This is a genomic window from Micromonospora sp. NPDC047187, from assembly GCF_040643355.1.
Lineage (GTDB): Bacteria > Actinomycetota > Actinomycetes > Mycobacteriales > Micromonosporaceae > Micromonospora > Micromonospora salmantinae.
Genome location: NZ_JBEYUF010000015.1, coordinates 85371 through 112078, shown reverse-complemented (window position 1 = coordinate 112078; position 26708 = coordinate 85371). Strand labels below are relative to the sequence as shown.

The 26708-nt window shown below is 73.1% G+C and carries 21 protein-coding genes and 1 pseudogene; 14 read left to right on the top strand and 8 right to left on the bottom strand.

Annotated features, from left to right (window positions below; all coding sequences use genetic code 11):
- Nucleotides 1-24: 24 nt before the first annotated feature.
- Together ABZ794_RS22785 and ABZ794_RS22780 are read right to left on the bottom strand one after the other, a co-directional pair.
- Complete coding sequence (locus ABZ794_RS22785) at nt 25-900, bottom strand: terpene synthase (protein WP_307850663.1); 876 nt, start codon at nt 898-900, stop codon at nt 25-27.
- A gap of 199 nt (nt 901-1099) precedes the next feature.
- Nucleotides 1100-1729, bottom strand: a complete 630-nt coding sequence (locus ABZ794_RS22780) for a TIGR03085 family metal-binding protein (protein ID WP_357517420.1) — start codon at nt 1727-1729, stop codon at nt 1100-1102.
- Between the two features lie 172 nt (nt 1730-1901).
- Between ABZ794_RS22780 and ABZ794_RS22775 the strand changes: the two genes are divergently transcribed.
- The 3 genes from ABZ794_RS22775 (at nt 1902) to ABZ794_RS22765 (ending at nt 6465) form a co-directional block, all read left to right on the top strand.
- Nucleotides 1902-3785 (top strand): ABC transporter ATP-binding protein, encoded by a 1884-nt coding sequence (locus ABZ794_RS22775; RefSeq protein WP_238690647.1) that lies wholly within the window; start codon nt 1902-1904, stop codon nt 3783-3785.
- A gap of 70 nt (nt 3786-3855) precedes the next feature.
- The gene (locus ABZ794_RS22770) at nt 3856-5631 is read left to right on the top strand and encodes an ABC transporter ATP-binding protein (RefSeq protein ID WP_210787547.1); all 1776 of its coding nucleotides are present in this window, start codon (nt 3856-3858) and stop codon (nt 5629-5631) included.
- 84 nt (nt 5632-5715) lie between these two features.
- Entirely contained in the window at nt 5716-6465 is a 750-nt protein-coding gene (locus ABZ794_RS22765) for a DUF2470 domain-containing protein (RefSeq protein ID WP_357517418.1), read from the top strand.
- Between the two features lie 136 nt (nt 6466-6601).
- Here the strand turns inward: ABZ794_RS22765 and ABZ794_RS22760 are convergent, their stop codons facing one another.
- The 3 genes from ABZ794_RS22760 to ABZ794_RS22750 all read right to left on the bottom strand — a co-directional run bounded on the left by ABZ794_RS22760 (nt 6602) and on the right by ABZ794_RS22750 (nt 8802).
- Nucleotides 6602-7198, bottom strand: a complete 597-nt coding sequence (locus ABZ794_RS22760; RefSeq protein WP_357517416.1) for a TetR family transcriptional regulator — start codon at nt 7196-7198, stop codon at nt 6602-6604.
- Between the two features lie 96 nt (nt 7199-7294).
- The gene (locus ABZ794_RS22755) at nt 7295-8050 is read right to left on the bottom strand and encodes an ABC transporter permease (protein ID WP_238690649.1); all 756 of its coding nucleotides are present in this window, start codon (nt 8048-8050) and stop codon (nt 7295-7297) included.
- Entirely contained in the window at nt 8047-8802 is a 756-nt protein-coding gene (locus ABZ794_RS22750; RefSeq protein ID WP_210786636.1) for an ABC transporter ATP-binding protein, read from the bottom strand. Before ABZ794_RS22750 ends, ABZ794_RS22755 begins: the two co-directional genes overlap by 4 nt.
- A 597-nt stretch (nt 8803-9399) precedes the next feature.
- On the opposite strand from ABZ794_RS22750, the pseudogene ABZ794_RS22745 reads away from it, so the two are divergent.
- From ABZ794_RS22745 to ABZ794_RS22730, 4 genes and pseudogenes are all read left to right on the top strand, one after another.
- Nucleotides 9400-9684, top strand: a pseudogene (locus tag ABZ794_RS22745) (phosphoribosyl-AMP cyclohydrolase); the annotation flags it as partial.
- Nucleotides 9685-9945: 261 nt separating this feature from the next.
- Nucleotides 9946-10377 (top strand): phosphoribosyl-AMP cyclohydrolase, encoded by a 432-nt coding sequence (gene hisI / locus ABZ794_RS22740; RefSeq protein WP_112676797.1) that lies wholly within the window; start codon nt 9946-9948, stop codon nt 10375-10377.
- A 58-nt stretch (nt 10378-10435) separates the two neighbouring features.
- Nucleotides 10436-11989: an anthranilate synthase component I gene (locus tag ABZ794_RS22735; protein WP_357517413.1), complete on the top strand. Its 1554-nt coding sequence runs from the start codon at nt 10436-10438 to the stop codon at nt 11987-11989.
- Nucleotides 11990-12044: 55 nt separating this feature from the next.
- Nucleotides 12045-12635: a Trp biosynthesis-associated membrane protein gene (locus tag ABZ794_RS22730; protein ID WP_357517412.1), complete on the top strand. Its 591-nt coding sequence runs from the start codon at nt 12045-12047 to the stop codon at nt 12633-12635.
- Nucleotides 12636-12685: 50 nt separating this feature from the next.
- Here the strand turns inward: ABZ794_RS22730 and ABZ794_RS22725 are convergent, their stop codons facing one another.
- Entirely contained in the window at nt 12686-12955 is a 270-nt protein-coding gene (locus ABZ794_RS22725; RefSeq protein ID WP_238690697.1) for a hypothetical protein, read from the bottom strand.
- 487 nt (nt 12956-13442) lie between these two features.
- Between ABZ794_RS22725 and trpC the strand changes: the two genes are divergently transcribed.
- Genes trpC through trpA form a run of 3 tightly spaced genes read left to right on the top strand, consistent with a single transcriptional unit; the run spans nt 13443 to nt 16328 of the window.
- A complete protein-coding gene (gene trpC / locus ABZ794_RS22720; RefSeq protein ID WP_030334428.1) occupies nt 13443-14246 on the top strand; it encodes an indole-3-glycerol phosphate synthase TrpC in 804 nt (267 codons plus the stop codon).
- A 38-nt stretch (nt 14247-14284) separates the two neighbouring features.
- The gene (gene trpB / locus ABZ794_RS22715) at nt 14285-15523 is read left to right on the top strand and encodes a tryptophan synthase subunit beta (protein ID WP_210786627.1); all 1239 of its coding nucleotides are present in this window, start codon (nt 14285-14287) and stop codon (nt 15521-15523) included.
- 1 nt (nt 15524) lies between these two features.
- Nucleotides 15525-16328 carry a tryptophan synthase subunit alpha gene (gene trpA / locus ABZ794_RS22710; RefSeq protein WP_091407799.1) on the top strand — a complete coding sequence of 268 codons (804 nt, stop codon included), beginning with the start codon at nt 15525-15527 and terminating at the stop codon, nt 16326-16328.
- An 83-nt stretch (nt 16329-16411) separates the two neighbouring features.
- On the opposite strand, the gene ABZ794_RS22705 is transcribed toward trpA, so the two are convergent.
- A complete protein-coding gene (locus ABZ794_RS22705; protein ID WP_357517409.1) occupies nt 16412-16942 on the bottom strand; it encodes an NUDIX domain-containing protein in 531 nt (176 codons plus the stop codon).
- Between the two features lie 102 nt (nt 16943-17044).
- On the opposite strand from ABZ794_RS22705, the gene lgt reads away from it, so the two are divergent.
- Nucleotides 17045-18226, top strand: a complete 1182-nt coding sequence (gene lgt, locus ABZ794_RS22700; RefSeq protein WP_238690653.1) for a prolipoprotein diacylglyceryl transferase — start codon at nt 17045-17047, stop codon at nt 18224-18226.
- A 9-nt stretch (nt 18227-18235) separates the two neighbouring features.
- The gene (locus tag ABZ794_RS22695; RefSeq protein WP_210786619.1) at nt 18236-19423 is read left to right on the top strand and encodes an NAD(P)/FAD-dependent oxidoreductase; all 1188 of its coding nucleotides are present in this window, start codon (nt 18236-18238) and stop codon (nt 19421-19423) included.
- Between the two features lie 35 nt (nt 19424-19458).
- Here the strand turns inward: ABZ794_RS22695 and ABZ794_RS22690 are convergent, their stop codons facing one another.
- Nucleotides 19459-20304, bottom strand: a complete 846-nt coding sequence (locus tag ABZ794_RS22690; protein ID WP_238690654.1) for a GNAT family N-acetyltransferase — start codon at nt 20302-20304, stop codon at nt 19459-19461.
- Nucleotides 20305-20448: 144 nt separating this feature from the next.
- Between ABZ794_RS22690 and gltB the strand changes: the two genes are divergently transcribed.
- Nucleotides 20449-25161: a glutamate synthase large subunit gene (gltB, locus tag ABZ794_RS22685; RefSeq protein WP_238690655.1), complete on the top strand. Its 4713-nt coding sequence runs from the start codon at nt 20449-20451 to the stop codon at nt 25159-25161.
- Entirely contained in the window at nt 25154-26689 is a 1536-nt protein-coding gene (locus ABZ794_RS22680) for a glutamate synthase subunit beta (RefSeq protein WP_357517406.1), read from the top strand. Before gltB ends, ABZ794_RS22680 begins: the two co-directional genes overlap by 8 nt.
- Nucleotides 26690-26708 lie beyond the last annotated feature (19 nt).

The window sequence follows — 26708 nt, the reverse complement described above, 5'->3', positions numbered from 1 at the left end:
CATCCCATCAACCGGTACGGCCGATCAGGCGTACCGGGCAGCCACCACTGACCAGTCGTAGGTGGCCCGGACCCAGTTGCGCCGGGCGGCCAGGGCGTCGCGGATCCCGTCGTCGCCGGCGGCGCGCAGCGCCTCCTCCGCGTCCAGGTACGTCGCCAACCCCTGGTTGAACCGGTGTGCCGCACTCCGGAGCGCCGTCACCTCGTCCGCCTCGCTGTCCTGGGCGAGCACCGTGACGAGGTTGTGCGCGTCCGGGTCGCCCTGGCTCTCCTTGCCGTAGGAGAAGAGGTCGTTGCACCAGCAGACCAGGTCCACCGCCAGCAGGTCCAGGGCGACCAGCCCCGGGTTGGCGCGCTGGGTTGGCCCGGAGGGCCGCGTCGACGCCAGGTCGGTCAGGGTGAGGCAGGGGTGCACGCCGCCGATGTGCCGGCGTAGCTGCACGTACTCCGCCACCTCGGGTACGCGCCGACGTTCCCGGTTGCCCGCCTCCCAGAGCAGCGCCAACAGGTACTCGCGCATCTGGCTGACGAACCGCAGCAGCAGTCCGGCGTGATCGTGCAGTCGGGTCCGGCGGCAGAGGTCGTGCAGCGCGTCACCCAGCGGCCCGACGGCGGGCGGTACGACGTACGGGTCACCGCACCGGTCCAACACGTCGAGCAGGGTGCTGACCGCCGGGCCCAGTCGGACCGGGTCGGCGCCGAGGCCGTCCTCGTCGCAGGCGTCATCCATCACGAAGAGCCAGCTGATCAGGTCGGTGAGCAGCCGCAGGCCCTCGACCGAGCCGTCCGGGCAGGCGCGACCGGCCAGTCCGGCGGCGTCGGCCCGTTCCAGGCGGTGCACGCGTTGGCTGGAATCGACCAGCCCGAACGTGCGCGCCCAATCGATGCTCTCACTCGCCACCTGGTCCGTGGCCCCGTGACGGCCCGTGGGAAACGGGGGTTCCCGCAGCGCCGAAATCGCGAAGTCCCGCACAATGTGCCCCCACTCCGTGCCGCTCGGCGCGGAGCGGCGCGGTGAAGCGTACGGGAGGAGGTATCAGCGTGTTTCGCTGGGTGTGGGAAATTCCACAGTCGTTCGGTGACCGTTTACGTACAGGTAGTCACATGCCCAGGTTGGCGGCGCGTAGCCGCTGAGCCGCTTCCGCCGAGCCGTTCAGTTGGACCCGGGCCACCCGTTGCCGGCCGGAGAAGAACAGCACCAGCTCGGCCGGGGCGCCGACCAGGCGCAGTGGCTCACCACCGCGACCCAGGGAGACCTCACCGTGGCCGGGCGCCTGCACGTAGAGGTCCGCCGGGAAGCGGCGCAGCGCCAGCCGAGCCATCGGGGCCGCGCGTTTCCAGAGCGCGCTCTGCAGGCCGGCCGGCAGATCGCGTGGCTGCCACCCGGAGCTTGCCCGCCGGACGTCCTCGTGATGGATGAAGAACTCCATCGTGTTGGCCAGCTCGTCGGTCAGCGGGTTGCTGACCGGGCTCCACACCGGCGGTCGGCGTACCTGGGCCACCAGCTCGGGGTAGGGCCGCGCGGCGAGTCGCCGCCGGACCCGCTCGGAATAACCGCGCAGCGGCGACAGCACGATCCCACCCGCCGCGTCCGGACGACGCTCCCGCAGCACCAGATGCGCGGCGAGGTCGCGGGTCGCCCAGCCCTCGTTGATGGTCGGGGCGTCCGGCCCGAGGGCCAGGAGAAGATCGGCCAGCGCCTCGCGCTCGGCTCGGGCGTACCGCGGCATGGCCCGATCGTAGGCCGGGCGGCCCGTCGGCGCGCGACAGCGGACGCCGGTCGGCGCCTGCGGCACGCCGCCGTCCGGTACGTGATGGTCGACATATCCGGTCAGGGTCGGCGGCACTGGCCCCGACCGGTAAGGATGAGGGAGATAATTGCGGCTTACGGCGGGGGAGAGCGTGGCGAGCAAGACAAGTCGGGACGTTCTCAGTCGAGGGCTGGGGGTCCTGCGGCAGGCGATCCGTGAGCAACCGCGGATCTTCTCGGTGGCGGTCGTCGGCAGCGTGCTCTTCGGCGGGATGATCATTGTCAGCGCCCGGGTCGTCGGGTCGGTCATCGGTGAGGTGGCGCTTCCGGCCATCGAACGCGGCGAGGTGGGCGCCGGCACCCTGGCGCTGGCCGCGGCCGCGTTGTTCGGGATCAGCGTGCTGCGGGTGGCGGGCATCTTCGGCCGCCGGCTCGGCGCCGGCTACATGCAGTACCGCCTCCAGGCCTCCTACCGTCGCAGGGTGACCCGTCGGTACCTGGAGCTGCCGCTGTCCTGGCACCACCGCAACTCCACCGGCACCCTGCTGTCCAACGCCAACTCCGACGTGGAGGCGGCCTGGTACCCGATCGCGCCGCTGCCGTTCGCCGTCGGCACGTTGGTGATGCTGGTCGGCGCGATCGTGTCGCTCTTCGCCACCGACTGGGCGCTCGCCCTGGTCGGGCTCGCGGTCTTTCCCGCGCTGTTCGCGCTCAACGTCGTCTACTCCCGCCGGATGGCCCCCCGGCAGGCCCGGGCGCAGCGCCTGCGCGCCGAGGTCAGCGGCATCGCCCACGAGAGCTTCGACGGCGCCCTGGTGGTCAAGACGATGGGTCGCGAGGCCCAGGAGACCGCCCGGTTCGCGGGGCGCGCCGGTGAGCTGCGCGACTCACTGATCGCTGTCGGCCGACTGCGCGGCATCTTCGATCCGCTGCTGGAGACGCTGCCCAGCCTCGGCACCCTGGCCGTACTGGTGGTCGGGGCGTTCCGGCTGCGCCAGGGCGCGATCAGCGTGACCGAGCTGGTCAGCGTGGCCTTCCTCTTCACAGTGCTGGCCTTCCCGGTGCGGGCCATCGGTTGGGTGCTGGCCGAGCTGCCGCGCAGCGTCGCCGGCTGGGACCGGGTGCGCCGGGTGCTCGACGCCACCGGCGAGATGCCGTACGGGCAGCGGGTGCTCGACCCGGCCGGCGCCGGCCCGGCCACCCTCACCTTCACCGACGTGCACTACTCCTACCCGCCGGCCGAAGCCCACCCGCCCGGCGCGCAGGTCCTCGGCGAGGTCGGCTTCACGGTGCCCGCCGGTCGGACGGTGGCCCTGGTGGGGCCGACCGGCGCCGGCAAGTCCACCATCGCCTCGCTGGCGGTGCGCCTCGTCGACCCGGACTCCGGCACGGTGAGCCTGGACGGCGTGGACGTGCGCGAGCTGACCTCCGCGTCGTTGGCCGGCACTGTGGCCCTGGTCGCCCAGGTGCCCTTCATCTTCGACGACACGGTCCGCGCCAACATCGCCCTCGACCGGCCCGGTGTCGACGACGAGGTGGTCTGGGCGGCGCTGCGGCTGGCCGAGGCGGACGGCTTCGTCGCCGCGCTGCCCGACGGTCTGGACACCATGGTCGGGGAGCGGGGCACCTCGCTCTCCGGCGGTCAGCGGCAGCGGCTCACCCTGGCCCGCGCGCTGGCCGGTCGACCGCGCCTGCTGGTGCTCGACGACGCGACGAGCGCTGTCGATCCTCGAGTGGAGGCGGCCATCCTGGCGGGGCTGCGGTCGTCGACCACGCAGGCCGGAGTTCCCGCCGCGTCGATCCTGGTGGTGGCGTACCGCCGGGCCACCATCGCGCTCGCCGACGAGGTCATCTACGTCGAGCAGGGACGGGTGGTCGCCCGGGGCACCCACAGCGAGTTGTTGGCCACCGTGCCCGGCTACGTCGACCTGGTCACCGCCTACGAGCAGGCCGAGGTGGAGCGGGCGCAGGAAAGTTCCTACGGCGACGACGTGGCGCCGCTGCCGTCGGGCCTGGAGATCGAGGTGGATCGGTGAGCGCGAGGAGTGCAGCGCAGCGGAGCCCCGCAGTCGCGAACGAAAGGCGGGCCCGGTGAGTACGACGACTTTGGGGACTGACGAGCAGGAGGCCCGGCAGGAGACGACCTGGCAGACCCTGCGGCGTGGCCTGGCGCTCTCGCCGGAGCTACGGATCGGTCTGGCCGGCACGTTGGCCCTGGCGTTGGTCTACATGGTCGGGCGGGTCGCCGTGCCGGTCGCCGTGCAGCAGGGCATCGACCGGGGCCTCGTCGGTGGTCTGAACCTGAACGTGGTCTGGACGGTGGTGGCGATCACCGCGGCGATCCTGACGATCACCACGATCTGCGGCTACCTGATGATGCGCCGGCTGTTCACGGTGAGCGAGACGGCGCTGGCCAACGTCCGCACCCGCGCGTTCCGCCACGTGCACGACCTGTCGATGTTGCACCAGCAGTCGGAGCGGCGTGGTTCGCTGGTCTCGCGGGTCACCAGCGACGTGGACCAGATCACCCAGTTCCTTCAGTGGGGCGGGGTGATCCTGCTGGTCAACCTCGGTCAGCTGGTGGTCACCACCGCCGTCATGCTGGCGTACTCCTGGCAGTTGACCCTTGTGGTGTTGGCCGCGTTCCTGCCGGCGGTGTTCGTCATCCGGCAGTTGCAACGTCGTCTCGGCAGCGCGTACGCGACGGTGCGTCAACGCACCGGGACGTTGCTCGGCGCGATCGGCGAGAGCGTGGTGGGCGCGCCGGTGATCCGGGCGTACGGGATCGCCGGGCGCACCGAGCGGCGGCTGGACGAGGCGATCGACAGGCAGCGGCTGGCGCAGCAGCGGGCGATCCGGATCAGCATCGTGGGCAGCTCGGTCGGTGAGTTGGCGGCGGGGCTGGCGCTGGCCGGCGTGGTGGTGCTCGGCGTGCTGTTGGGGGTGGACGGCACGCTGTCGATCGGTCAGCTGACCGCGTTCCTCTTCCTGGTGACGCTCTTCATCCAGCCGGTGCAGATCGCCACCGAGGTGCTCAACGAGGCGCAGAACGCGATCGCCGGCTGGCGTCGGGTGCTGGACGTGCTGGACGTCGCCCCGGACGTGGCCGACCCGGGGGAGCAGGGGCGGGAGTTGCCGGGCGGGCCGTTGGACATCCGGTTCTCCGGTGTGCGGTTCGCCTATCCGGGTGGTCCGCCGGTGCTGCACGACATCGACCTGGAGATCCCGGCGAAGAGCCGGGTGGCGGTGGTCGGTGAGACCGGCAGCGGCAAGACCACGTTCGCCAAGTTGCTGACCCGGCTGATGGACCCGTCGGCCGGGGCGGTGCTGCTGTCCGGGGTGCCGCTGACCGACGTCCGGTTCGGCTCGCTGCGCTCCCGTGTGGTGATGGTGCCGCAGGACGGGTTCCTGTTCGACGCGACGGTGGGGGACAACGTCCGGTTCGCCCGGCCGGAGCTGACCGACGAGCAGTTGAGCGCCGCCTTCACCGAGCTGGGCCTGTCGGACTGGCTGGAGGGTCTGCCGGCGGGCCTGGACACTCCGGTCGGGGAGCGCGGCGAGGCGCTCAGCGTCGGGGAGCGGCAGCTTGTCGCGTTGGCCCGCGCGTACGTGGCCGACCCGGACCTGCTGGTGCTCGACGAGGCGACCAGCGCGGTGGACCCGGCGACGGAGGTGCGGTTGCAACGCACGTTGGACGCTGTCACCCGGGGTCGGACCACCCTCGCCATCGCGCACCGGCTCTCCACGGCGCAGGCCGCCGACGAGGTGATAGTGGTGGACCGGGGTCGGGTGGTGCAGCGCGGCCCGCACGACGAGCTGGTTCGTGACGCCGACTCGGTGTACGGCCTGCTCTACGCCTCCTGGTTGGAGCAGACCCGGTGAGGTGCGGCGGTGTGGTGGACGCCGACGAGCGGGTGCTCTAGGCTCCGAGTTAGGTAAGCCTAACCTCTGAAGGAGGTCGCGCCCATGCGGCCCAACTCCGCCGAGATCGTCCGTACCCTCGTTGCCGGCCGCCTGCCCGGCCTGGTGCACCTGGCCCACCGGCCGGGCCCGCACCACGCCCGGCACGTCACCGACTCGGACGGGCGGGTGCTGCTGCTGGTGCCGGTGGCCAGCCACCTTGCCGCCGCCCTGCAACCGGCCGCCGGAGGCAGTGACGTCGCTGTGGTGCTCGACGTGCTCGACCTGCCGCCCGCCGCCGGCGCGCCCGGCCTCGGCCGCGCCTGGGTGTCCGGCTGGGCGGCCGAGCTGCGCGGCGACGAGTCCCGCCACGCGGCGGTCGAGTTCGCCGCTGTGGAACCGACCGGCGACCTGCTCGACCTGGGCACCCGGTTCCGGCTGTTCCGCTTCGAGGTGGTCGAGGTCCGTTGGGAGCGGGCCGGCGTCGTGCACCGGATCGACCCGGTGGAGTACGCCGAGGCCGAGCCGGACCCGGTGCACCCGGTCGAGGCCCGCCTGCTCGCCGACCTCGCCGAGTGCCATGGCGCCCAGGTGACGGAGTATCTGCGCCGGCAGCTCGGGTTGACCGAGCAGACCCCCGGCGGGCCGCCCCGGGTGGTGCGCATCGACCGCTACGGGCTGGTGGTGGCCCTCGGCCAACCCGGTGCCCGGCGTCGGGTCCGGCTGGCCTTCCCGGGCCCGGTGGCCGACCCGGCCGAGCTGCCCCAACTGCTGCCGCCGCTGCGACTGAAGGCCGAAGCCCACCCCCCACACTGACCGTCCCGCCCCCGCCCCACCCTGCCGATCTTGCACTTTCTGTCGTCGATACGCGTGGTTTGTCCCTTTAGTCGGGGCAGAAAGTGCAAGATCGCGGAGGTGTCCGGGACAGCGAGGTCGGGCGGGCGCTGTCGGGTCAGCTTGGCAGCGGGCCGGTCAGGTAACGCTGGATCGTGGGGCCGATCGCGGCCACCAGGGTTTCCGGGTCCGCCGAGGCGACCGGCTCAAGGCGAACCACGTGCCGCATCATGGCCAGGCCGATCATCTGGGTGGCCACCAGGGAGCCCCGCAGCGGTAGCTCGACCGGGTCGACGTCGAGGTTTTCCAGCACCCGGCGCAGCACCTGGGTGGTGACGAACTCACGCAGCAGCCGAGCGGTCCACTCGTTGCTCACCGCCGAGCGCAGCAGTGCCTGTGCGGCGCTGCCGGTCGGGGAGTCCCACACAGCGAGGAAGATGCGCACCATCCGCTCACCGACGCCGTCCCGGTCGCCGGCGAGCACCTTCGGCACCAGTTGACCGGGGTCGACCGGAAAGTTCATCGCGGCCAGGAAGAGCTGGTCCTTGCTGCCGAAGTAGTGGTGCACGAGCGCCGGGTCGACCTGCGCCGTACCGGCGATGCCCCGGATCGAGGCGGCGTCGTAACCACGTTCGGCGAACGCCGTCCGCGCCGCGTCGAGAATCGCCTCCCGGGTGCCCGGGTTGCCGGGTCGCCGGCCGGTCCGCCGCGTCATCGCCGCCCTTCGTTCGTCCGCCTCGGCCGGTCGTGGGCCGGCCCGGCTCACGCCGGGGTCGGCTGCCGCGCTGGCCGCCGCCCCCGGCGCCGGCGGTCAGCCGCTGCGTCGGCGCAGGGTGGCCGCCGCGAGCACCAGCGCCAGCACCACCGCGCCGAACACCACCGCGACGTCGCGCCACATCCGGCCGGTCGGTTCGGCGTGAGCGCCGACCTCCTGCAACGCCTCGATGGCGTACGACAGGGGGAAGGCGTCACTGAGCACCTGGAGCCAGCCGGCCATCTGATCGCGGGCCACGAACAGCCCACAGAGCAGCAGTTGGGGGATCACCACGACTGGCAGAAACTGTACTGCCTGGAACTCGGTGCGCGCGAAGGCACTGCACAGCAGCCCGAGGGCGACGCCGAGCACGGCGTCGAGCACGGCGATCCCGAGCACCAGCCCGATGCTGCCGGCGGTGTCCAGATCGAAGATCCAGTACGCCACCACGGCGGCGACGGCTGCCTGCACGGCGGCGGCCAGCCCGAACGCGATGCCGTACCCGAAGAGCAGATCGAGCTTGCCCAGCGGGGTGGTGAGCAGCCGCTCCAGCGTGCCCGAGGTGCGTTCCCGCAGCATGGCGATGCTGGTCACCAGAAACATGATCACGAAGGGGAAGATGCCGAGCATCACCAGCGCGATCCGGTCGAAGGTTGTCGGCTGGCCGGGCGGGGTCGGTTGGTCGGCGTACATGAAGTAGACGAGGGTGAGCAGGACGGCCGGCACCACCACGAGCAGCGCGATGGTCCGCCGGTCGTGCCGGAGCTGACGCAGGATGCGCCCGGTGGTGGCGGCGAGAATTCGCGCGTTCATGCTGTCTCCCGTGCGGCTGTCGCGTCGGTGCTGGTGGAAGCGGCCTCGCCGGCCCGGATGAGCCGCAGGAACGCCTCGTCGAGGTCGTCCACACCGGCGGCGGCGCGGATCGCGGCGGGGCTGTCGTCGGCGATCAACCGCCCCTGGCGGATCAGCAGCAGTTGGTCGCAGCGCGCCGCCTCGTCCATCACGTGGCTGGACACCAACAGCGTGGTGCCGGCGGCGGCCATCGCGTGGAACCGGGCCCACAGGTCGGCCCGCAGCACCGGGTCCTGACCGACTGTCGGCTCGTCGAGGATGACCAGCTCCGGCTCCCCGACCAGGGCGCACGCCAGTGAGGCTCGGCTGCGTTGACCGCCGGAGAGGGTGCCGACCAGCTGACCGGCGGCCTCGGCGAGCCCGACGTCGCTGATCGCCCGGTCGGCCTCGACGCGCCCACGCCCGTACAGGGCCGCGAAGTAGCGGGCGTTCTCCCGGACGGTCAGGTCGGCGTAGACGCTCGGCGCCTGGGTCAGGTAGCCCACCCGGTGCCGCAGCGCGGGGGTGCCCGCCGGTTGACCGAGCACGGTGACCGTCCCGCCACTGACCACCTGCACCCCGACCACCGCGCGCATGAACGTGGTCTTGCCACTGCCGCTGGGGCCGAGCAGCCCGGTGACCGCGCCGCGCGGGACCCGGCAGCTGATGCCGTCCAGCACCCGCCGCCCACCCCGGTCCACGACCAGGTCTCGGACGGCTATCGCATCGTCCATCACACACCTCCACAGAAACTCATCACCTGTTGAACTCAACGCTAGATGAAATACCGCGCCGGGCGCAACGCCCGCACCGGTGTCCGACTGGCCGACCGTCGCGCGAAGCGCGAGAACGGGCAGTAGGCTCCGGACCGGACACGAAGTCCGCCAACGGGCATTGCGCGCCGATCGGACGTACGGCACGATGGCGCGGTGGGTCACGCTCCGTTACCGGATAGCGGTTTTCTTGAGGATTGGGCCGCGCGGTTGCGGCAGGCCGCCGAGCGGCCGGTGGTCGGCATCCTGTTGCGCGGCAGCCACGCCCGCCGTGCCGCCACCGCGCACAGCGACGTCGACCTCGACGTGTTGGTCGGCGGCGCCCCGTACGCGGCCCGCCGGGCCTACCTGGACGAGTCCGCAGGCCAGGTGACTCACGTCTCGGTGGCCGCCCGGGACATCCGGTCCTGGGTGGACCGACTGGGCGAACCGGCCGACTGGGCGTTCGGGCTGCCGGTCACCGCGCCGGCGCGGCTGCTCTGGGCCGACCCGCACTGGCGGCCCCGGATCGATCTGCCGGTGCTCTGCCAACCCGCCGAGCCACCCCGGCTGGAAGAGATGATCGCCACTCTGGGTAAGGCCGCCGCCGCCCGCGCGGCCAGCGACCGCCTCGGGGTCCGGCTCGCCGTCGCCGACCTGGCGCGGCTGTGCCCCTCGGTGCTGCGGCCGGCCAACCCGTCCGTAAGGGTCCACTCCCGCCGGGCGGCCTTCGCGGCGGCCCTGGAACTGCCGGTGGCACCACCCGGCTACCGGACGGACATGCTGCTCTGCCTCGGGCTGCGCCCGGGCGCCACCGGGCAGCTCTGGGCCGCCGCCGTACGGCTGGTCGCCGGCACACTGCCGTTGATCCGGCCGTACGCCGAGGAGATCGCCGACACGGCCGGCGCGGACCTGGCCGCCGCCCTGGTCGACGGCCGGCTGGACCGCTACGTCGCCCAGCTGGCCCGGCCGGCCGGGCCCGCGTCGCAGCCCTGGCTCTCGCCGCAGTCCGGGCCCGCGTCGCAGCCTCGGCTCTCGTCGCAGCCGTGGCTCTCGGGGCTTCCGTCGCAGCCCTGGCGGGAGCGGTCGGCGGTGCCCGCGCCGCGTGCGGGAGAATTGGTGACTGTGCCCGTACCTGACTCGCCGGTGACCGGCGTCCCCAGCGATCCGAACGAGCTGGCCGCGCCCGCGCCGGCGCGCCCGTCCCGGCTCGACCCGGCCATCGCGGCCCAGCTGCGCCGTACCGCCGACGGTCTGGTCGCCGCCGTGGTGCGCGCGCACGACTCCGGTGAGGTGCTGATGGTCGCCTGGATGGACGACGAGGCGTTGCACCGCACCCTCACCACCGGCCGGGCCACCTACTGGTCGCGCAGCCGCCGCGAATACTGGGTCAAGGGCGCCACCTCCGGGCACCACCAGTACGTGCGGTCGGTCGCCCTGGACTGCGACGGCGACGCGCTGCTGGTGAGCGTGGACCAGGTCGGCGCGGCCTGCCACACCGGGCACCGGACCTGCTTCTTCACCGAGCTGCCCGTCACCGGGACGGAGGCACCGTGAGCACGCGGAGTGCAGCGCGGCGAGGCACCGCAGTCGCTACCGAAAGGCGGGTCGGCTGATGACCGACGGCACCCTCAGCCCCGACCAGGCCACCTTCACCGCGCTGGCCGCCGACTGGCGGGTGGTGCCGGTCACCCGGCGGCTGCTGGCCGACGCGGAGACCCCGGTCGGGGTTTACCGGAAGCTGGCCGGTGGACCGGGCACGTTCCTGTTGGAATCGGCCGAGCAGGGCGTCGGCTCAGCCGGCATGGCCTGGTCGCGGTACTCGTTCATCGGCGTACGCAGCAGCGCGACACTGATCGAGCGCGACGGCGTGGCGACCTGGCTCGGCCAGCCGCCGGCCGGGCTGAGCACCGAGGGTGACCCGGTGCGGATGCTCCGGGAGACGGTGGCGGCGCTGGCCGGCCCGGTCGGGGACCCGACCGACGGTCTGCCGCCGCTGACCGGGGGCATGGTCGGCTACCTCGGCTACGACCTGATCCGGCGCTTCGAGCGGTTGCCCGAGCTGACCGAGGACGACCTGGGCGTCCCGGAGCTGGGCATGATGCTCGCCACCGACCTGGTGGTGCTCGACCACTACGACGGCTCCGCGATTCTGGTCGCCAACGCGGTGCTGCCGCCGTTGGACGCCCCGGACCGCGCCCCGCAGGTCGCCGCCGCCTACCACCACGCGGTGGGCAGGTTGGACGCGATGACCACGGCGCTGTCCCGGCCCATCCCGCCGATGATCTCCACGGTCGAGCGTCCGCCGGCCGGCGAGGTGCTCTGCCGTACGCCCGACGGCGGTTACCCGAAGGCGGTGGAGGCGGCCAAGGAAGCGATCAGGGCCGGTGAGTGCTTCCAGATCGTGCTCTCCCAGCGCTTCGAGCGGACGACCCACGCCGACCCGCTGGACGTCTACCGGGTGCTGCGCACCAGCAACCCGAGCCCGTACATGTACCTGCTGCGCTTCGACGGGTTCGACATCGTCGGCTCGTCTCCCGAGGCGCACCTGAAGGTCACCGGGGCCGCGAACGGGCGGCGCCGGGCGTTGTTGCACCCGATCGCCGGCACCCGGCCCCGGGGCGGCACCCCCGCCGGCGACGCCGCGCTCGCCGCCGAGCTGCTCGCCGACCCGAAGGAACGAGCCGAGCACGTGATGCTGGTCGACCTCGGCCGCAACGACCTGGGACGGGTCTGTCAGCCCGGCAGCGTGGAGGTGCCCGAGTTCGCGACCATCGAGCGGTACAGCCACGTCATGCACATCGTCTCCACAGTCACCGGAACGCTGCGTGACGACCAGAGCGCCTTCGACGCGCTGGCCGCGACCTTCCCGGCCGGCACGCTCTCCGGGGCGCCCAAGGTGCGCGCCATGGAGATCATCGAGGAGTTGGAACCGGTCCGTCGTGGCCTCTACGGCGGCACCGTCGGCTACTTCGGCTTCGGCGGCGACCTGGACATGGCGATCGCCATCCGGACGGCGCTCATCCGCGACGGCCGCGCCTACGTCCAGGCCGGGGCGGGGGTGGTCGCCGACTCGGACCCGGCCGCCGAGGACCAGGAGACGCGGAACAAGGCAGCGGCCGTGCTGGCCGCGATCGCGGCCGCCGAAACCCTCCGGCCGGCACGGTGAGCGCGAGGGGTGCGGCGAAGCGGAGTCCCGCAGTCGCGAACGACGGGATGAGTTCGTGAGCGGCGGGGAGCGGGCCGTCCTGGGCCGGCGCGCGTTGACGTACGCCGTGCTGCTCTGCCTGGCCGGCGCGGGCCTGGCGCTGTGGGCCGCGACGCGCAGCTGGTCGGTCGAGCTGACGGTACGTCCGGCGCCGCTGCCGCCGGTGCGTGACACCCGCAGCGGTGCGAGCCTGCTGCCCTGGCTGCCGGCGTTGGCCCTGGTCACCTTGGCCGGGGGTGGCGCGGTGCTGGCCACCCGGGGCCGCCTGCGTCGGGTGCTCGGGGCACTGCTCGGCGTGCTCGGTCTGGCCGTGGCGGCCGGCGGCGGGTATGGGCTGGTAGCCGACGTGGGCGGCGCCGTGAGCCGGCAGTGGCCGGCGCTCTGCCTGCTCGGCGGCCTGCTGGCCGCCGGGGGCGGCTGCTGGACGGCGATGCGTGGCGGTGCCTGGCCGGCGATGGGCGCCCGGTACGAACGTCCGGCGCGGACCGCGCCGCAGGCCACGCCGGCGCAGAGCGACCCGGCCGTGCCGCCGACGCCGTTGGCGGGGCGGCGGACCACCGAGGCGTGGGACGCGCTGGACCGGGGCGAGGACCCGACGGCCGACTGACGCGGCGGCCGGCTGACGTGTGGCTGACTGACGCGGCGGCCGGCGGGCGGTCAGCCGACCGGCTGGCGCTCCCACTGGGCGCGGCTACTGGCGGCGCGGGCGGCGGTCAGTTCGGCGACCAGGCGGTTCAGCTCGGCCCGTTGGTCGGCGCGGGCCCGGTCGGCGCAGACCGCCTCCCAGGCGTTGCCCCGTGCCGTCCGCATCCGTCCCTCGCCCACCACGGCCCGTTCCACGCTGTGTACCACCCCGACGGCGAGCGATGCCACCGTCCGCGAGATGGTGGTCAGTCCGATGGTCGGGGTCGGCTCGGAAATGCTCATGGTCACCTCGCACGAGGAGTTGCTGCGGTCGGGGCAGGCGCGCCATCGAGTCTGCCCGAGGACGATGCTCGCCCGTCGACGTTTCGCCGCGGTGACCGCCCGGTCAACTGTCTCGCCTCGGCCGTGACCAGGCACCGTCCGTTCGGCCTTGAGCTTGCTCACAGCATCGATTGGCATCGCTGCAGTCAGGCGGCGAGCGGAAACTGGTGGCATGATCGATGGATCGGCCCGGTCTGACTGCGGCCGCCAGGCTCCATACCGCGTGACGGTGGTCGATACCGGAGGTGGCGCTGCGTGACAACCCCTTCACGACAAGTCGGCCATTATGCCGCAGCCCTTTTCGTGAGTAGCGCCATACCCCCGGCATTCGGCGTCGGTCGGCTGCCCCTAGCATCGGCCCATGACGCCCGGAGAGGGGAGTCCGTTCGTGACTGCTGAGCATGCGCACGCGGAGGGGGACGAGGCCGGCCAGGCAGCGTCCGTTAGCGTGCTCGACGAGATTCTGGCCGGCGTGCGTGAAGACGTCGCCCGACGCCAGGAGCAGGTTCCGCTGGAGCGGATCCGTGAACTGGCAGCGGCGGCGCCGCCGCCCATGGACGCGTACGCGGCGCTGCGCAAGCCCGGCGTGGCCGTGATCGCCGAGGTGAAGCGTTCGTCACCGTCCAAGGGTCGGTTGGCCGAGATCGCCGATCCGGCCGACCTCGCTGTCGACTACGCGGCCGGTGGGGCGCGGGCGATCAGCGTGCTGACCGAGGGCCGCTGGTTCGGCGGTTCGCTGGACGACCTCGCGGCCGTGCGTGCCGCGGTCACCGTGCCGGTGCTGCGTAAGGACTTCGTGGTCTCCAGCTATCAGATCCACGAGGCCCGCGCGCACGGCGCCGACCTGGTTCTGCTGATCGTCGCCGCCCTCGAGCAGAACGTCCTGATGGGCCTGCTGGAGCGGATCGAGTCGCTGGGCATGACCGCCCTGGTCGAGGTGCACGACGAGGAAGAGGCCGACCGTGCGCTGGAGGCCGGCGCGCAGGTGATCGGCGTCAACGCCCGTGACCTGCGTACCCTGGAGGTCGACCGGTCGGTGTTCGAGCGGATCGCGCCCGGCCTGCCCAGCAGCGTCGTCAAGATCGCCGAATCCGGCGTTCGAGGCCCGCACGACCTGATCCGGTACGCCTCCGCGGGCGCCGACGCGGTCCTCGTGGGCGAGGGCCTGGTCACCCAGAAGAGCCCCCGCGAGGCGGTCGCCGAGTTGGTCAACGCCGGCAACCACCCGGCAACGCCCCGGCCGGTGCGCTGACCCCGCGCCGGTCCGACGTCCCACCGAGAGGATTCCCGATGAGCGCCGACGCGCTGGCCCCGGTGGCCGGCCCGCAGCCCGACTCCGCCGGCCACTTCGGCCGCTTCGGCGGTCGGTTCGTTCCCGAGGCCCTGGTGGCCGCGCTGGACGAGCTCGACGGGGCGTGGCGTACGGCGGTGGCGGACGAGTCCTTCCGGGCGGAGTTCGGCGCGCTGTTGCGCGACTACGCGGGCACGCCTTCGCTGCTCTACGAGGCCCGGCGGTTCTCCGCGAAGGTCGGCGCGCGGGTGCTGCTCAAGCGCGAGGACCTCAACCACACGGGTGCGCACAAGGTGCGCAACGTGCTCGGCCAGGCGCTGCTCACCAAGCGGATGGGCAAGACCCGGGTGATCGCCGAGACCGGCGCCGGCCAGCACGGTGTCGCCACCGCGACCGCCGCGGCCCTGTTCGACCTGGAGTGCGTGGTCTACATGGGCCAGGTCGACACCGAGCGGCAGGCGCTCAACGTGGCCCGGATGCGGATGCTCGGCGCGACCGTCGTCCCGGTCACCAACGGCTCGCGCACCCTCAAGGACGCGATGAACGAGGCGATGCGCGACTGGGTGGCCAACGTCGACGAGACGCACTACCTGATCGGCACCGCCGCGGGCCCGCACCCGTTCCCGGCGATGGTGCGCGACTTCGTCCGGGGCATCGGTGACGAGGCCCGCCAGCAGTGCCTGGACCTCACCGGCGGGCTGCCGGACGCCGTCACCGCCTGCGTCGGCGGCGGCTCCAACGCGCTGGGCATCTTCCACGCGTTCGTTGGCGACGAGGCCGTGCGGCTGTACGGCTTCGAAGCCGGTGGCGACGGGGTGGCCACCGGGCGGCACGCGGCGAGTATCACCGGCGGGTCCGCCGGGGTGCTGCACGGCACCCGCACCTTCGTGCTCCAGGACGCCGACGGGCAGACCCTGGAGTCGCACTCGATCTCCGCCGGCCTGGACTACCCGGGCGTCGGGCCCGAGCACGCGTGGCTGCACGACACCGGCCGGGCGAACTACCTGCCGGTCACCGACGACGAGGCGATGGCCGCGTTCGAGCTGCTCTGCCGTACCGAGGGCATCATCCCGGCGATCGAGAGCGCACACGCGCTCGCCGGCACCGTCGCGCTGGCTCCGAAGCTCGCCGCGGAGCTGGGCCGGGAGCCCACCATCGTGGTCAACCTCTCCGGGCGGGGCGACAAGGACGTGCACACCGCCGGCGACTACTTCGGCATCCTCGACAAGGAGCGGTGAGATGAGCCGGATCGGGGTGGCCTTCGACAAGGCCCGCGCCGACGGACGGGCACTGCTGGTCGGCTGCATGCCGGCCGGGTTCCCCACCGTCGAGGGCAGCATCGCCGCGATGACCGCCATGGTCGAGGCCGGCGTCGACGTGATCGAGGTGGAGATCCCCTACTCCGACCCGGTGATGGACGGGCCGGTGATCCAGCGGGCCAGCGACATCGCGCTGGCCGGGGGCGTACGCACCGCGGACACGATGCGCATCATCGAGGCGGTGGCGGCCACCGGCGCTCCGGTGGTCACCATGACCTACTGGAACCCGGTCGAGCGGTACGGCGTGGACGTCTTCGCCCGTGACCTGGCCTCCGCCGGCGGCACCGGTCTGATCACCCCGGACCTCATCCCTGACGAGGCCGACGAGTGGCTGGCCGCCTCGGACGCCCACGGGCTGGACCGCACGTTCCTGGTCTCGCCGTCGTCCACCGACGCCCGGCTGGCGATGACGGTGCAGCACTGCCGTGGCTTCGTCTACGCGACCGCCGTGATGGGGGTGACCGGCGCCCGGGCGCGTACCTCCGACGCCGCCCCGACGCTGGTCTCCCGGGCCCGCGCGGTCACCGACCTGCCGATCGGTGTCGGGCTGGGTGTGGGTACCGGCGCGCAGGCCGGCACCGTCGCCGGTTACGCCGACGGGGTGATCGTGGGCAGCGCGCTGGTCCGGTGTGTGCTCGACGCGCCCACCGAGGCCGACGGGCTGGCCGCCCTGCGCACGCTCAGCGCCGAACTCGCCGAGGGCGTCCGTAACCCCACCCGCTGAGCCCGGCCTCGCCTCATCGGATGTGTCCGGCAGGTGGGGCTGTCCGCGACCCCGCGGCGGACCTCGGGACGGGTTGCGGCTCGTCAGGGGTGCAGGGACCGTGTCGGGCGGCCGTCCTCGGCTGGGCGGGCCGCCGGCAGCGGCGCGGAGGCGACGGTGCCGGGCGCGCAGGGGACGTCGCGGAGCACGCCGGAGCGGCCGGCGGTCGCGTCGGTGACGGCGGCCCGGGTGAGTGGGGTGACCGCCTCGGGCAGCCCGTCGGGGGAGTGCCAGGACAGTCGGCAGCCCGGCGGTGGGTCGGTGGCGGGTCGGACCCCGGCCGCGCGGGCCCGGAACACGTGCACGAGGACGTCCGGCAGCGGGCCGGCGCGTCCGGCCGCGCCCTCCCCCGAAGGGCCGCTCACCTGGTAGATGCCGACCAGGTCGGTCAGCTCGATGTCCCAGCCGGTCTCCGCGCGAATGTCCCGTAGCGCCGCCCGCACCGGGCCCTCGGCCGGGCGCAGCCGCCCGCCGGGCAACGCGTAGCGGCGTTCTCCCCGACCCTGCCGGCAGAGCAGCACCCGACCGGTGTCGTCGGTGACGACCGCGGCGACCGCCCAGGTGAGCGCGCTCATGGACAAAGAGCCTACGGCGGCGCAAACCAGAAGTCACCGGGATGCGCCCTCCGGCGGCCCGGGGTGCCGCTGCGGGGGTGTCCAGCGGTAGCGTGTGCACCCGTGACCCTCGCCTCGCTCTCCCCCCAGGCGGCCCTGCCCAGCCCCAGCACCGCGGTCTGGCAGCTCGGGCCGGTGCCGATCCGGGCCTACGCGCTCTGCATCATCGCCGGCATCGTGCTGGCCTGCTGGCTGACGGAGCGCCGGCTGCGGCAGCGCGGCGTCGCGCCCGGCGCGGTGCTCGACATTGCCGTCTGGGCGGTGCCCGCCGGCATCATCGGCGCCCGGATCTACCACGTGGTCACCTCACCCGAGAAGTACTTCGGGGCCGGTGGTGACCCGATGAAGGCGTTCGCCATCTGGGAGGGCGGTCTCGGCATCTGGGGCGCGGTCGCCGGTGGCGCGCTCGGCGCCTGGATCGCGGCCCGACAGCTCGGCATTCCGTTCGGCGTGGTGGCCGACGCGCTGGCCCCCGGGCTGCCGCTGGCCCAGGCCGTCGGCCGGATCGGCAACTGGTTCAACAACGAGCTCTTCGGTGGCCGGACGACCCTGCCGTGGGGTCTGGAGATCCACCGGATGGACCCGGACAACCCCGGGCACGCCCTCCGCGACGACGCCGGGCAGCCGATCCTCGAACCGGGCCTCTACCAGCCGACCTTCCTCTACGAGGCGCTGTGGAACCTCGGCGTCGTAGCTCTGGTCCTCCTCCTCGACCGCCGGCTGAAGCTGGGCCGGGGCCGGGCCTTCGCGCTCTACGTGATGGGGTACACCGTCGGGCGGTTCTGGATCGAGCTGATGCGCACCGACGAGGCCAACCAGATCCTCGGCGTCCGGCTCAACGTCTGGACCGCCGCCCTGGTCTTCCTCGGCGCCCTCATCTACTTCGTACGGGTGCGTGGCCCTCGGGACTACCTGATCCCGCTCGGCCCGGCAGCGACGACGACCCCGCCTCCCACGTCCGACCTGTCCCAGGTCGACCTCTCCGAGCGGGAGACCCCGACGCGGGCTGCCGCGCCGGAGGGCTACCGGGTGGTGAGCGAGGAGCAGTACGCCGCCTGGCAGGACACCGGTGTCGTACCGCCGGCGAACGACGACGACTCCCGGCCGGATGATGGCCGGCCGTCCGACGACACGGCAGCCGCCGACCTCACGCCGAGCGACGACGAGCCGGTGGACGATCCGTCCGCCGCTCGCACCGACCGGGCCGACGCCACGGGCGCGCGTCCCGCCGACCGGGACAGCTGAGCGGCACCGATGCGAAGCGCGGTGGTGGTCGGCGCAGGGGTCGGTGGCCTCGCGGTGGCCGGCGCGCTGGCCCGTTCCGGCTGGCAGGTCACAGTCTTGGAACGCGCCGAACGGGTCCGCCCCGAGCCGACCGCGGTGGTGCTCTGGCCCAACGGCGTCCGCGCGCTCCAGGCCCTCGGCCTCGGCGCCGGCCTGGCCGCCATCGCCACCCCGTTGCCCGACGGCGGGGTCCGTCGCCCGGACGGGCACTGGCTCGTGCAGCCCCGGCCCATCCCGGCCGACCGGATGCCGGTGGTGGTGCACCGGGAGGATCTGCATGATGCGCTGATCGCCGGCCTCGGCGAGCGGGTCGAGTTGCGGACCGGGGTGACAGTGCGCCACGTCCGCGTCGAGCCGGGCGAGCGACCGGGAGTCAGCGACGGGCGGCACACCATCGAGGCCGATCTGGTGGTGGCCGCCGACGGCACGGACAGCGGCATCCGCCGCCAACTCGCGCCCGAGTCCCGGGTGGTCAGCTCCGGGTGCGCAGCCTGGCGGGCCGTCATCCCCTGGTACCAGGCACCTCGACTTCCCGACGATCAGCCGCTGGCCGGCGAGATCCTCGGCGCGGGTTACCGGTTCGTGGCCGCGTCGCTGGGCGAGCGCGGTTCCTCGGGCGGGTCCACCCGGGGCGGCATCTACTGGGTGGCCACCGCCGCCGGCGCGCCCCGCCCGGAACCACCGGAGACCCAGCTCGCCCTGCTGCGCCGCTGGTACGCGGGCTGGCCCGCGCCGGTCGGCGCGCTGCTCGACGCCACCGACCCGGCCGACCTGGTCCAACAGGAGGTTCGCGAGCTGCGCCCGCTGCCCCGGGCGTACGGCTTTCCGGTCGGGCCCGGTGGGGTGGTGCTGCTCGGCGACGCGGCGCACGCCATGCCGCCCCACCTCGGGCAGGGCGCCTGCCTCGCGTTCGAGGACGCCGCCACGCTCGCGTCGTTGCTGCGGGAGGCCCGGCTGCCCGACGCCGTCCAGGCGTACGACCGGGTGCGCCGCCCTCGGGCCGCGACAGTGGTCCGGCAGACCCGGCGGATGTCGGCGGTGCTCCAGACCCGGGGCCGGTTGGCGCTGCGTGCCCGGGACGCCGCACTGGGCACGATCAACTCCCGACTGCTCTCCAGCGCCGCCGCCTCCGCCGCCCAGTGGCGCCCACCGACCTGACCTCGGCCGCGAGGCAGCTAGCGGAGCGAGGCAGGTCAGGGGATGAGCGCGGCGGGTTCGGCGATGCACGCGGTGCCGATTCGGCGGAAGCCGACCCGCAGGTAGACCCGTGCGATCTCCTCGCTGCCCGCGGAGAGGAAGACCAGCTCGGTACCGGCCGCCAGCAGCTCCCGGGCCAGGGTGGCGGTGAGCGCGGCGCCCAGCCCGCGTCGTCGGGCGGACGGCAGGGTGGCCACCCCGGCGATCTCCGCGACGTCGTCCACCCGCATAGCCATGCCGCTGGCCAGCGCCCCCTCGGTCGGCGTGCCGGCCAGCGCGGAGATCCGTCGCCCGTCGGCGATCCGGACGCGCTCCTCGTCGAGCGCGGCCAGTTCGAGTTCGGTGACGGCGGCGTCGCGTTCGGCCGGGCCGGCCTCGCCGGGGGCGGTGCCGGCGGCGGCGAACGCCACCGCTGCCACCGCACGCCGGGCGGCGACGTCGGCGGCGAAGCCGGGGGAGTCCGCCGCCAGCACCCGCACCGCCGCGTCGGAGAGCGTCGCCGGGTCGGGCAGCGCGCTCGGGTCGAGCACCATCAGCGGCGCCTCCAGCACGCTGAGCCCCGCCGAGCGGGCCACCGCCAGCAGCTCCGGGGTCGTCTCGTGCACCCACTCGAAGGCTTCTGGCAGGCCCAACTTCCGCTGGCGCTCGCGGACCGAGGTAACGTCGGCCAGCGACGGCGGCTCGGTGGCGTCGATCCGGGGGCGGGCGTAGAACGGCCAGCCGGCACCTTCGCGGACGAACAGCACCAGTCCGCCATGATCCTCCGCACCGGCGACGTCGCGGGGCACCGCGTCGTAGAAGCGTTCCAACCGGTCGAAGACGTTCTTGTGTCGCGGATCCACCGCGCGAGACTACATGTCCCAGCCAGTGGACGGTGTGATCAATCTCGGGTGGCCGTGCGACCCCGGCCCTAACGTAGACTCAATAGACCCACGGGCCGACGTCGTCCCCACCATGATCCAACCTGAGTGACGACAGGAGGCCCGGTGGCTCAGCCGTACGCGGACACAGAACAGCCGCACCCGCACAGCCCGCAGGCGTCCCCGACGCCCCATCCCCGTCCGTCCGCCCAGGGCCTCTACGACCCAGCGCAGGAGCACGATGCCTGCGGCGTGGCCTTCGTGGCGGACCTGCACGGCCGGCGTTCACACTCGGTCGTCGCCAACGGGCTCGGCGCGCTCTGTCGGCTGGACCACCGGGGCGCCCGTGGCGCGGAGCCGAACACCGGCGACGGTGCAGGCATCATGATCCAGGTGCCGGACGCGTTCCTGCGCGCGGTGGCCGACGTCGCGCTTCCCCCGGCGGGCGAGTACGCCACGGGGCTGGTCTTCCTTCCCGACGACGATGCCGCCGAGGCGCGTGCCCGCCGGGTGGTCGAGAAGTACGCGTTGGTCGAGGGCGCCGACCTGCTCGGTTGGCGGGACGTGCCGATCGACCCGAGTGACCTGGGCGAGACCGCCCTGGCGGCGATGCCCCGGGTCCGGCAGCTCTTCCTGGCCGCGCACCGCCTCACCGACACGCCCGGCGGGCCGGCCGGCTCCCCGCTGCGCGGCATCGAGCTGGACCGGGTGGCGTTCTGTCTGCGCAAGCAGGCCGAACGGGAGACCGCCGAGCGCGGCGTTCCGGCGTACTTCCCGTCGCTGTCCAGCCGCACCATGGTCTACAAGGGCATGCTCACGCCCGACCAGTTGCCGGCGTTCTACCCGGACCTGCGCGACGAGCGGGTGGACAGCGCCATCGCGCTGGTGCACTCCCGCTTCTCCACGAACACCTTCCCGTCCTGGCCGCTGGCGCACCCGTACCGGTTCATCGCCCACAACGGCGAGATCAACACGATCCGGGGCAACCGCAACTGGATGCAGGCCCGCGAGGCGCTCCTGCGCTCGCCGAACGTGCCGGGCAACATCCGGCGGGTCTTCCCGGTCTGCACCCCCGCCGCCTCCGACTCGGCGAACTTCGATGAGGTCCTGGAGCTGCTGCACCTGGCCGGGCGAAGCCTGCCGCACGCGGTGCTCATGATGATCCCCGAGGCCTGGGAGAACGACCCGGGGATGGACCCGGCCAAGCGCGCCTTCTACCGCTTCCACGCCAGCCTGATGGAGCCGTGGGACGGTCCGGCGTCGGTGGCCTTCACCGACGGCGAGATCGTCGGCGCGGTGCTGGACCGCAACGGGCTGCGCCCGGGGCGCTGGTGGCAGACCGACGACGGGCTCGTGGTGCTCGGCTCCGAGGCGGGTGTCCTCGACCTCGACCCGGCCCACGTGGTCGCCAAGGGGCGACTCCAGCCGGGCCGGATGTTCCTGGTCGACACGGTGGCCGGGCGGATCGTGCACGACGAGGAGATCAAGTCCGAGTTGGCCGCCGCCCAGCCGTACGGCGAGTGGCTGCACGCCGGGCTGATCGAGCTGAACGACCTGCCGGCCCGCGAGCACACCGTCTACACGCACGACTCGGTGCGCCGCCGGCAGCAGACCTTCGGCTACACGGTGGAGGAGCTGAAGATCCTGCTCGGGCCGATGGCCCGCACCGGCGCCGAGCCGCTCGGTTCGATGGGTACGGACACCCCGATCGCGCCGCTGTCCACCCGGCCGCGGCTGCTCTACGACTACTTCCACCAGCTCTTCGCCCAGGTCACCAACCCGCCGCTGGACGCCATCCGCGAGGAGTTGGTGACCAGCCTGGCGTCGACCATCGGGCCGGAGGGCAACCTGCTCGACCCGGGCGCCGCGAGCTGCCGGCAGATCGTGCTCCCGCACCCGATCATCGACAACGACGAGCTGGCGAAGATCCTCTCCATCGACGAGGACGGCGACCTGCCCGGCTTCAAGGCGGTCCGGGTCTCCGGGCTGTACCGGATCCGGGAGGGCGCCGCCGGGATCAAGGCGCGGCTGACCGAGATCTGCCGGCACGTCTCCGAGGCGATCGAGGACGGCGTGCGCATCCTGGTGCTCTCCGACCGGGACTCCAACGCCGACCTGGCGCCGATCCCGTCGCTGCTGCTCACCGCCGCCGTGCACCAGCACCTGGTGCGCGAGCAGACCCGTACGCAGGCGGCGCTGATCGTGGAGTCCGGCGACTGCCGGGAGGTGCACCACGCGGCGGTGCTGATCGGCTACGGCGCGGCGGCGGTCAACCCGTACCTGGCGTTCGAGTCGGTGGAGGACCTGATCCACACCGGCGCGTTGGCCGGGGTGGAGCCCGCCGCAGCGGTGCGCAACTACGCGAAGGCGCTCGGCAAGGGCGTCCTGAAGATCATGTCCAAGATGGGCATCTCGACTGTCTCCTCGTACTGCGGTGCGCAGGTCTTCGAGGCGGTCGGCCTGGACAGCCGGCTGGTCGAGCGCTACTTCCGGGGCACCCCGAGCCGCATCGGCGGGGTGGGTCTCGCGGGCGTGCACACCGAGGTGGCCGCCCGGCACGCGCTGGCCTGGCCGCCGGCCGGCACCGCCAGCTCCGACCGGTTGGAGGTCGGTGGCGAGTACCAGTGGCGCCGCGAGGGTGAGTTGCACCTGTTCAACCCGGAGACGGTGTTCCTGCTGCAGCACGCCACCCGCAGCCGGCAGTACGACGTCTTCCGGCAGTACACCGCCAAGGTCGACGCGCTCGCCGCGCAGGCCGGCTCGCTGCGCGGGCTGTTCACGCTGCGCACCGGGGTCCGTCCGGCGGTGCCGATCGAGCAGGTCGAGCCGGCCACCGAGATCGTGAAGCGGTTCGCCACCGGCGCCATGTCGTACGGGTCGATCTCGGCGGAGGCGCACGAGACGCTGGCCATCGCCATGAACCGGCTCGGCGGCAAGTCCAACACCGGTGAGGGCGGCGAGGACGTCGAGCGGCTGCACGACCCGGCCCGGCGTTCGGCGGTCAAGCAGATCGCCAGCGGCCGCTTCGGTGTGACCAGCGAATACCTGGTCAACGCCGACGACCTCCAGATCAAGATGGCCCAGGGCGCCAAGCCGGGCGAGGGCGGTCAGCTGCCCGGCAACAAGGTCTGGCCGTGGATCGCCCGCACCCGGCACGCCACCCCCGGCGTGGGTCTGATCTCCCCGCCGCCGCACCACGACATCTACTCCATCGAGGACCTCGCCCAGTTGGTGCACGACCTGAAGTGCGTCAACCCGGCGGCCCGGGTGCACGTCAAGCTGGTCAGCGAGGTCGGCGTCGGCACCGTCGCCGCCGGGGTGGCGAAGCTCAAGGCGGACGTCATCCTGATCTCCGGCCACGACGGCGGCACGGGCGCCTCTCCGCTGAACTCGCTCAAGCACGCCGGCACCCCGTGGGAGCTGGGGTTGGCCGAGGCCCAGCAGACGCTGTTGCTCAACAAGCTGCGCGACCGGGTCACGGTGCAGGTCGACGGCCAGCTCAAGACCGGCCGGGACGTGCTGATCGCGGCGCTGCTCGGCGCGGAGGAGTTCGGCTTCGCGACCGCACCGCTGATCGTCGAGGGTTGCGTGATGATGCGGGTCTGCCACCTGGACACCTGCCCGGTCGGCATCGCCACCCAGAATCCGGTGCTGCGGGAGCGTTTCACCGGCAAGCCGGAGTTCGTGGAGAGCTTCTTCCTCTTCCTCGCCGAGGAGGTCCGGGGGTACCTGGCCGAGCTGGGTTTCCGGTCGATCGAGGAGGCGATCGGGCAGTCCGAGCTGCTCGACGTGGCCCCGGCGGTGACGCACTGGAAGGCGCACGGGTTGGACCTGGCGCCCGTCCTGCACCTGCCGGAGCTGCCCGCCGGCGCGGCCCGACGCGGGATCCGCGCGCAGGATCACGGCCTGGATCAGGCGCTCGACAACGAGCTGATCGCGCTGGCCCGTCCGGCTCTGACGGACGGGGCGCCGGTGCGGGTCGAGGTGGCGGTGCGCAACGAGCATCGCAGCGTCGGCGCGATGCTCGGCGGTGAGGTGACCCGTCGCTTCGGCGGCGCCGGCCTTCCCGAGGACACCATCGAGTTCGTGCTGCACGGCACGGCTGGGCAGTCGTTCGGCGCCTTCCTGCCGCGCGGGGTGACCCTGCGCCTGCACGGCGACGCCAACGACTACGTGGGCAAGGGCCTCTCCGGGGGTCGGCTCGTCGTCCGTCCGGACGCCGCCGCGCCGTTCCTCGACCCGGACGCCGGGCCGGGGCAGCGGGCCGAGGATCAGATCATCGCCGGCAACACCATCCTGTACGGGGCCACGGCCGGCGAGGTCTTCCTGCGCGGCCGGGTGGGGGAGCGGTTCGCGGTGCGCAACTCCGGCGCGATCGCCGTGGTCGAGGGCGTCGGCGACCATGGCTGCGAGTACATGACCGGCGGCACCGTGGTGGTGCTCGGTGCGACCGGCCGGAACTTCGCGGCGGGCATGTCCGGCGGCACGGCGTACGTGCACCATCTGGACCGGGCCCGGGTCAACGCGGAGCTGGTCGACCTGTTGCCGCTGGGCGAGCAGGAGCAGTCACTCCTGCACGAGCTGATCCAACGGCACGTCGCCGAGACCGGGTCGGCGGTCGCCGAGGATCTGCTCAAGCGGTGGCCGGAGGCGGTGGCCGAGTTCACCGCCGTGGTACCCCGCGACTACCGCCGGGTGCTGGAGATCATGCGGGCCGCCGAAGCAGCCGGCCGCGACGTCGACGACGCGGTCATGACAGAACTGACCGCGCCCGCTGTGCCGGCGATGCCGGTGCCGCCCGCCCCGCGGGTGGCTGCCCAGGAGGTGGCACGTGCCTGACCCGAACGGTTTCCTGCGCTACGACCGGCGGCTGCCGGCCCGCCGCCCGGTGCCGGTGCGGATCAGCGACTGGCGGGAGGTGTACCCGCCGGCCGGCGAGGAGTTGGTCCGTGAGCAGGCCACCCGATGCATGGACTGCGGCATCCCGTTCTGCCACGACGGCTGCCCGCTGGGCAATCGCATCCCGGACTGGAACGACCTGGTGCGTACCGGCACCTGGGACGCCGCTGTGGAGTCGCTGCACGCCACGAACAACTTCCCGGAGTTCACCGGCCGGCTCTGCCCGGCGCCCTGCGAGGCGGCCTGCGTGCTCGGCATTTCCGGCGGTCAACCGGTGACCATCAAGCAGGTCGAGGTGGAGATCGCCGACGCCGCCGCGGCGCGCGGGTTCACCCCCCGTCCGGTGCCGGCGCCGTCGGGCCGGTCGGTCGCCGTCGTCGGCTCCGGGCCCGCCGGCCTCGCCGCCGCCCAGCAGTTGGCCCGCGCCGGTCACGCGGTGACCGTGTACGAACGCGACGACGCGATCGGTGGCCTGCTCCGGTACGGCATTCCCGACTTCAAGTTGGAGAAGCGGCACATCGATGCCCGGCTGGCCCAACTCACCGCCGAGGGGGTGCGCTTCCGCACCGGCGTGAACGTCGGGGTGGACGTGACCGCCGAGCAGTTGCGCGCCGAGCACGACGCGGTGCTGCTGGCCTGTGGGGCGTTGCAGGGCCGGGACACCCCGGAGACCCCGGGGCGGGCGCTTCGGGGCGTACACCAGGCGATGGCGCACCTGGTCGCGGCGAATCGCGCGGTTGCCACGGCGGCCACCGACCAGGCCGGCGTGGTGGCCACCGCCGAGCGTCGGCTGGCGCGGGCGGTGTTGCCGGACGGCACGCCGATCGACGCGGCCGGCAAGCACGTGGTGATCATCGGTGGCGGTGACACGGCGGCCGACTGTCTCGGCGTCGCGCACCGCCAGGGCGCCGCGGGCGTGCACCAACTCGACCTGTACCCGCAGCCGCCGCAGGAGCGCGACGAGGCACGGGATCCGTGGCCGACCTGGCCGTGGGTGCTGCGCAGCTACCCGGCGCACGAGGAGGGTGGCGAGCGGGTCTTCGCCGTGGCGGTGCAGGAGTTCGTGGACGACGGCACCGGCCAGGTGCGGGCGGTGCGGGTCGCCGAGGTGACAGTGGAGAAGCGCGACGGCCGGCGGGTCGTCACAGTGGTGCCGGGCTCCGAGCGGGAGTTGCCGGCCGATCTGGTGCTGCTGGCGATCGGCTTCGAGGGCACCGAGCAGCAGCCGCTGCTGGCCCAGTTCGGCGTGGAGCGCAACCCTCGGGGCTCCATCGACGCCCGCGACGACTGGCAGACCGACGCCGACGGGGTGTTCGTGGCCGGTGACATGCACCGGGGCGCCTCGTTGATCGTCTGGGCCATCGCCGAGGGGCGGGCGGTCGCCGCCGCCATCCACGACTATCTGGGCGGTGTCGGTACGCTGCCGGCCCCGGTGGGCCCGGCCGCGCAGGCTCTCGCCGCTCGCTGAGGTGCGGGTGTCCGGTCGG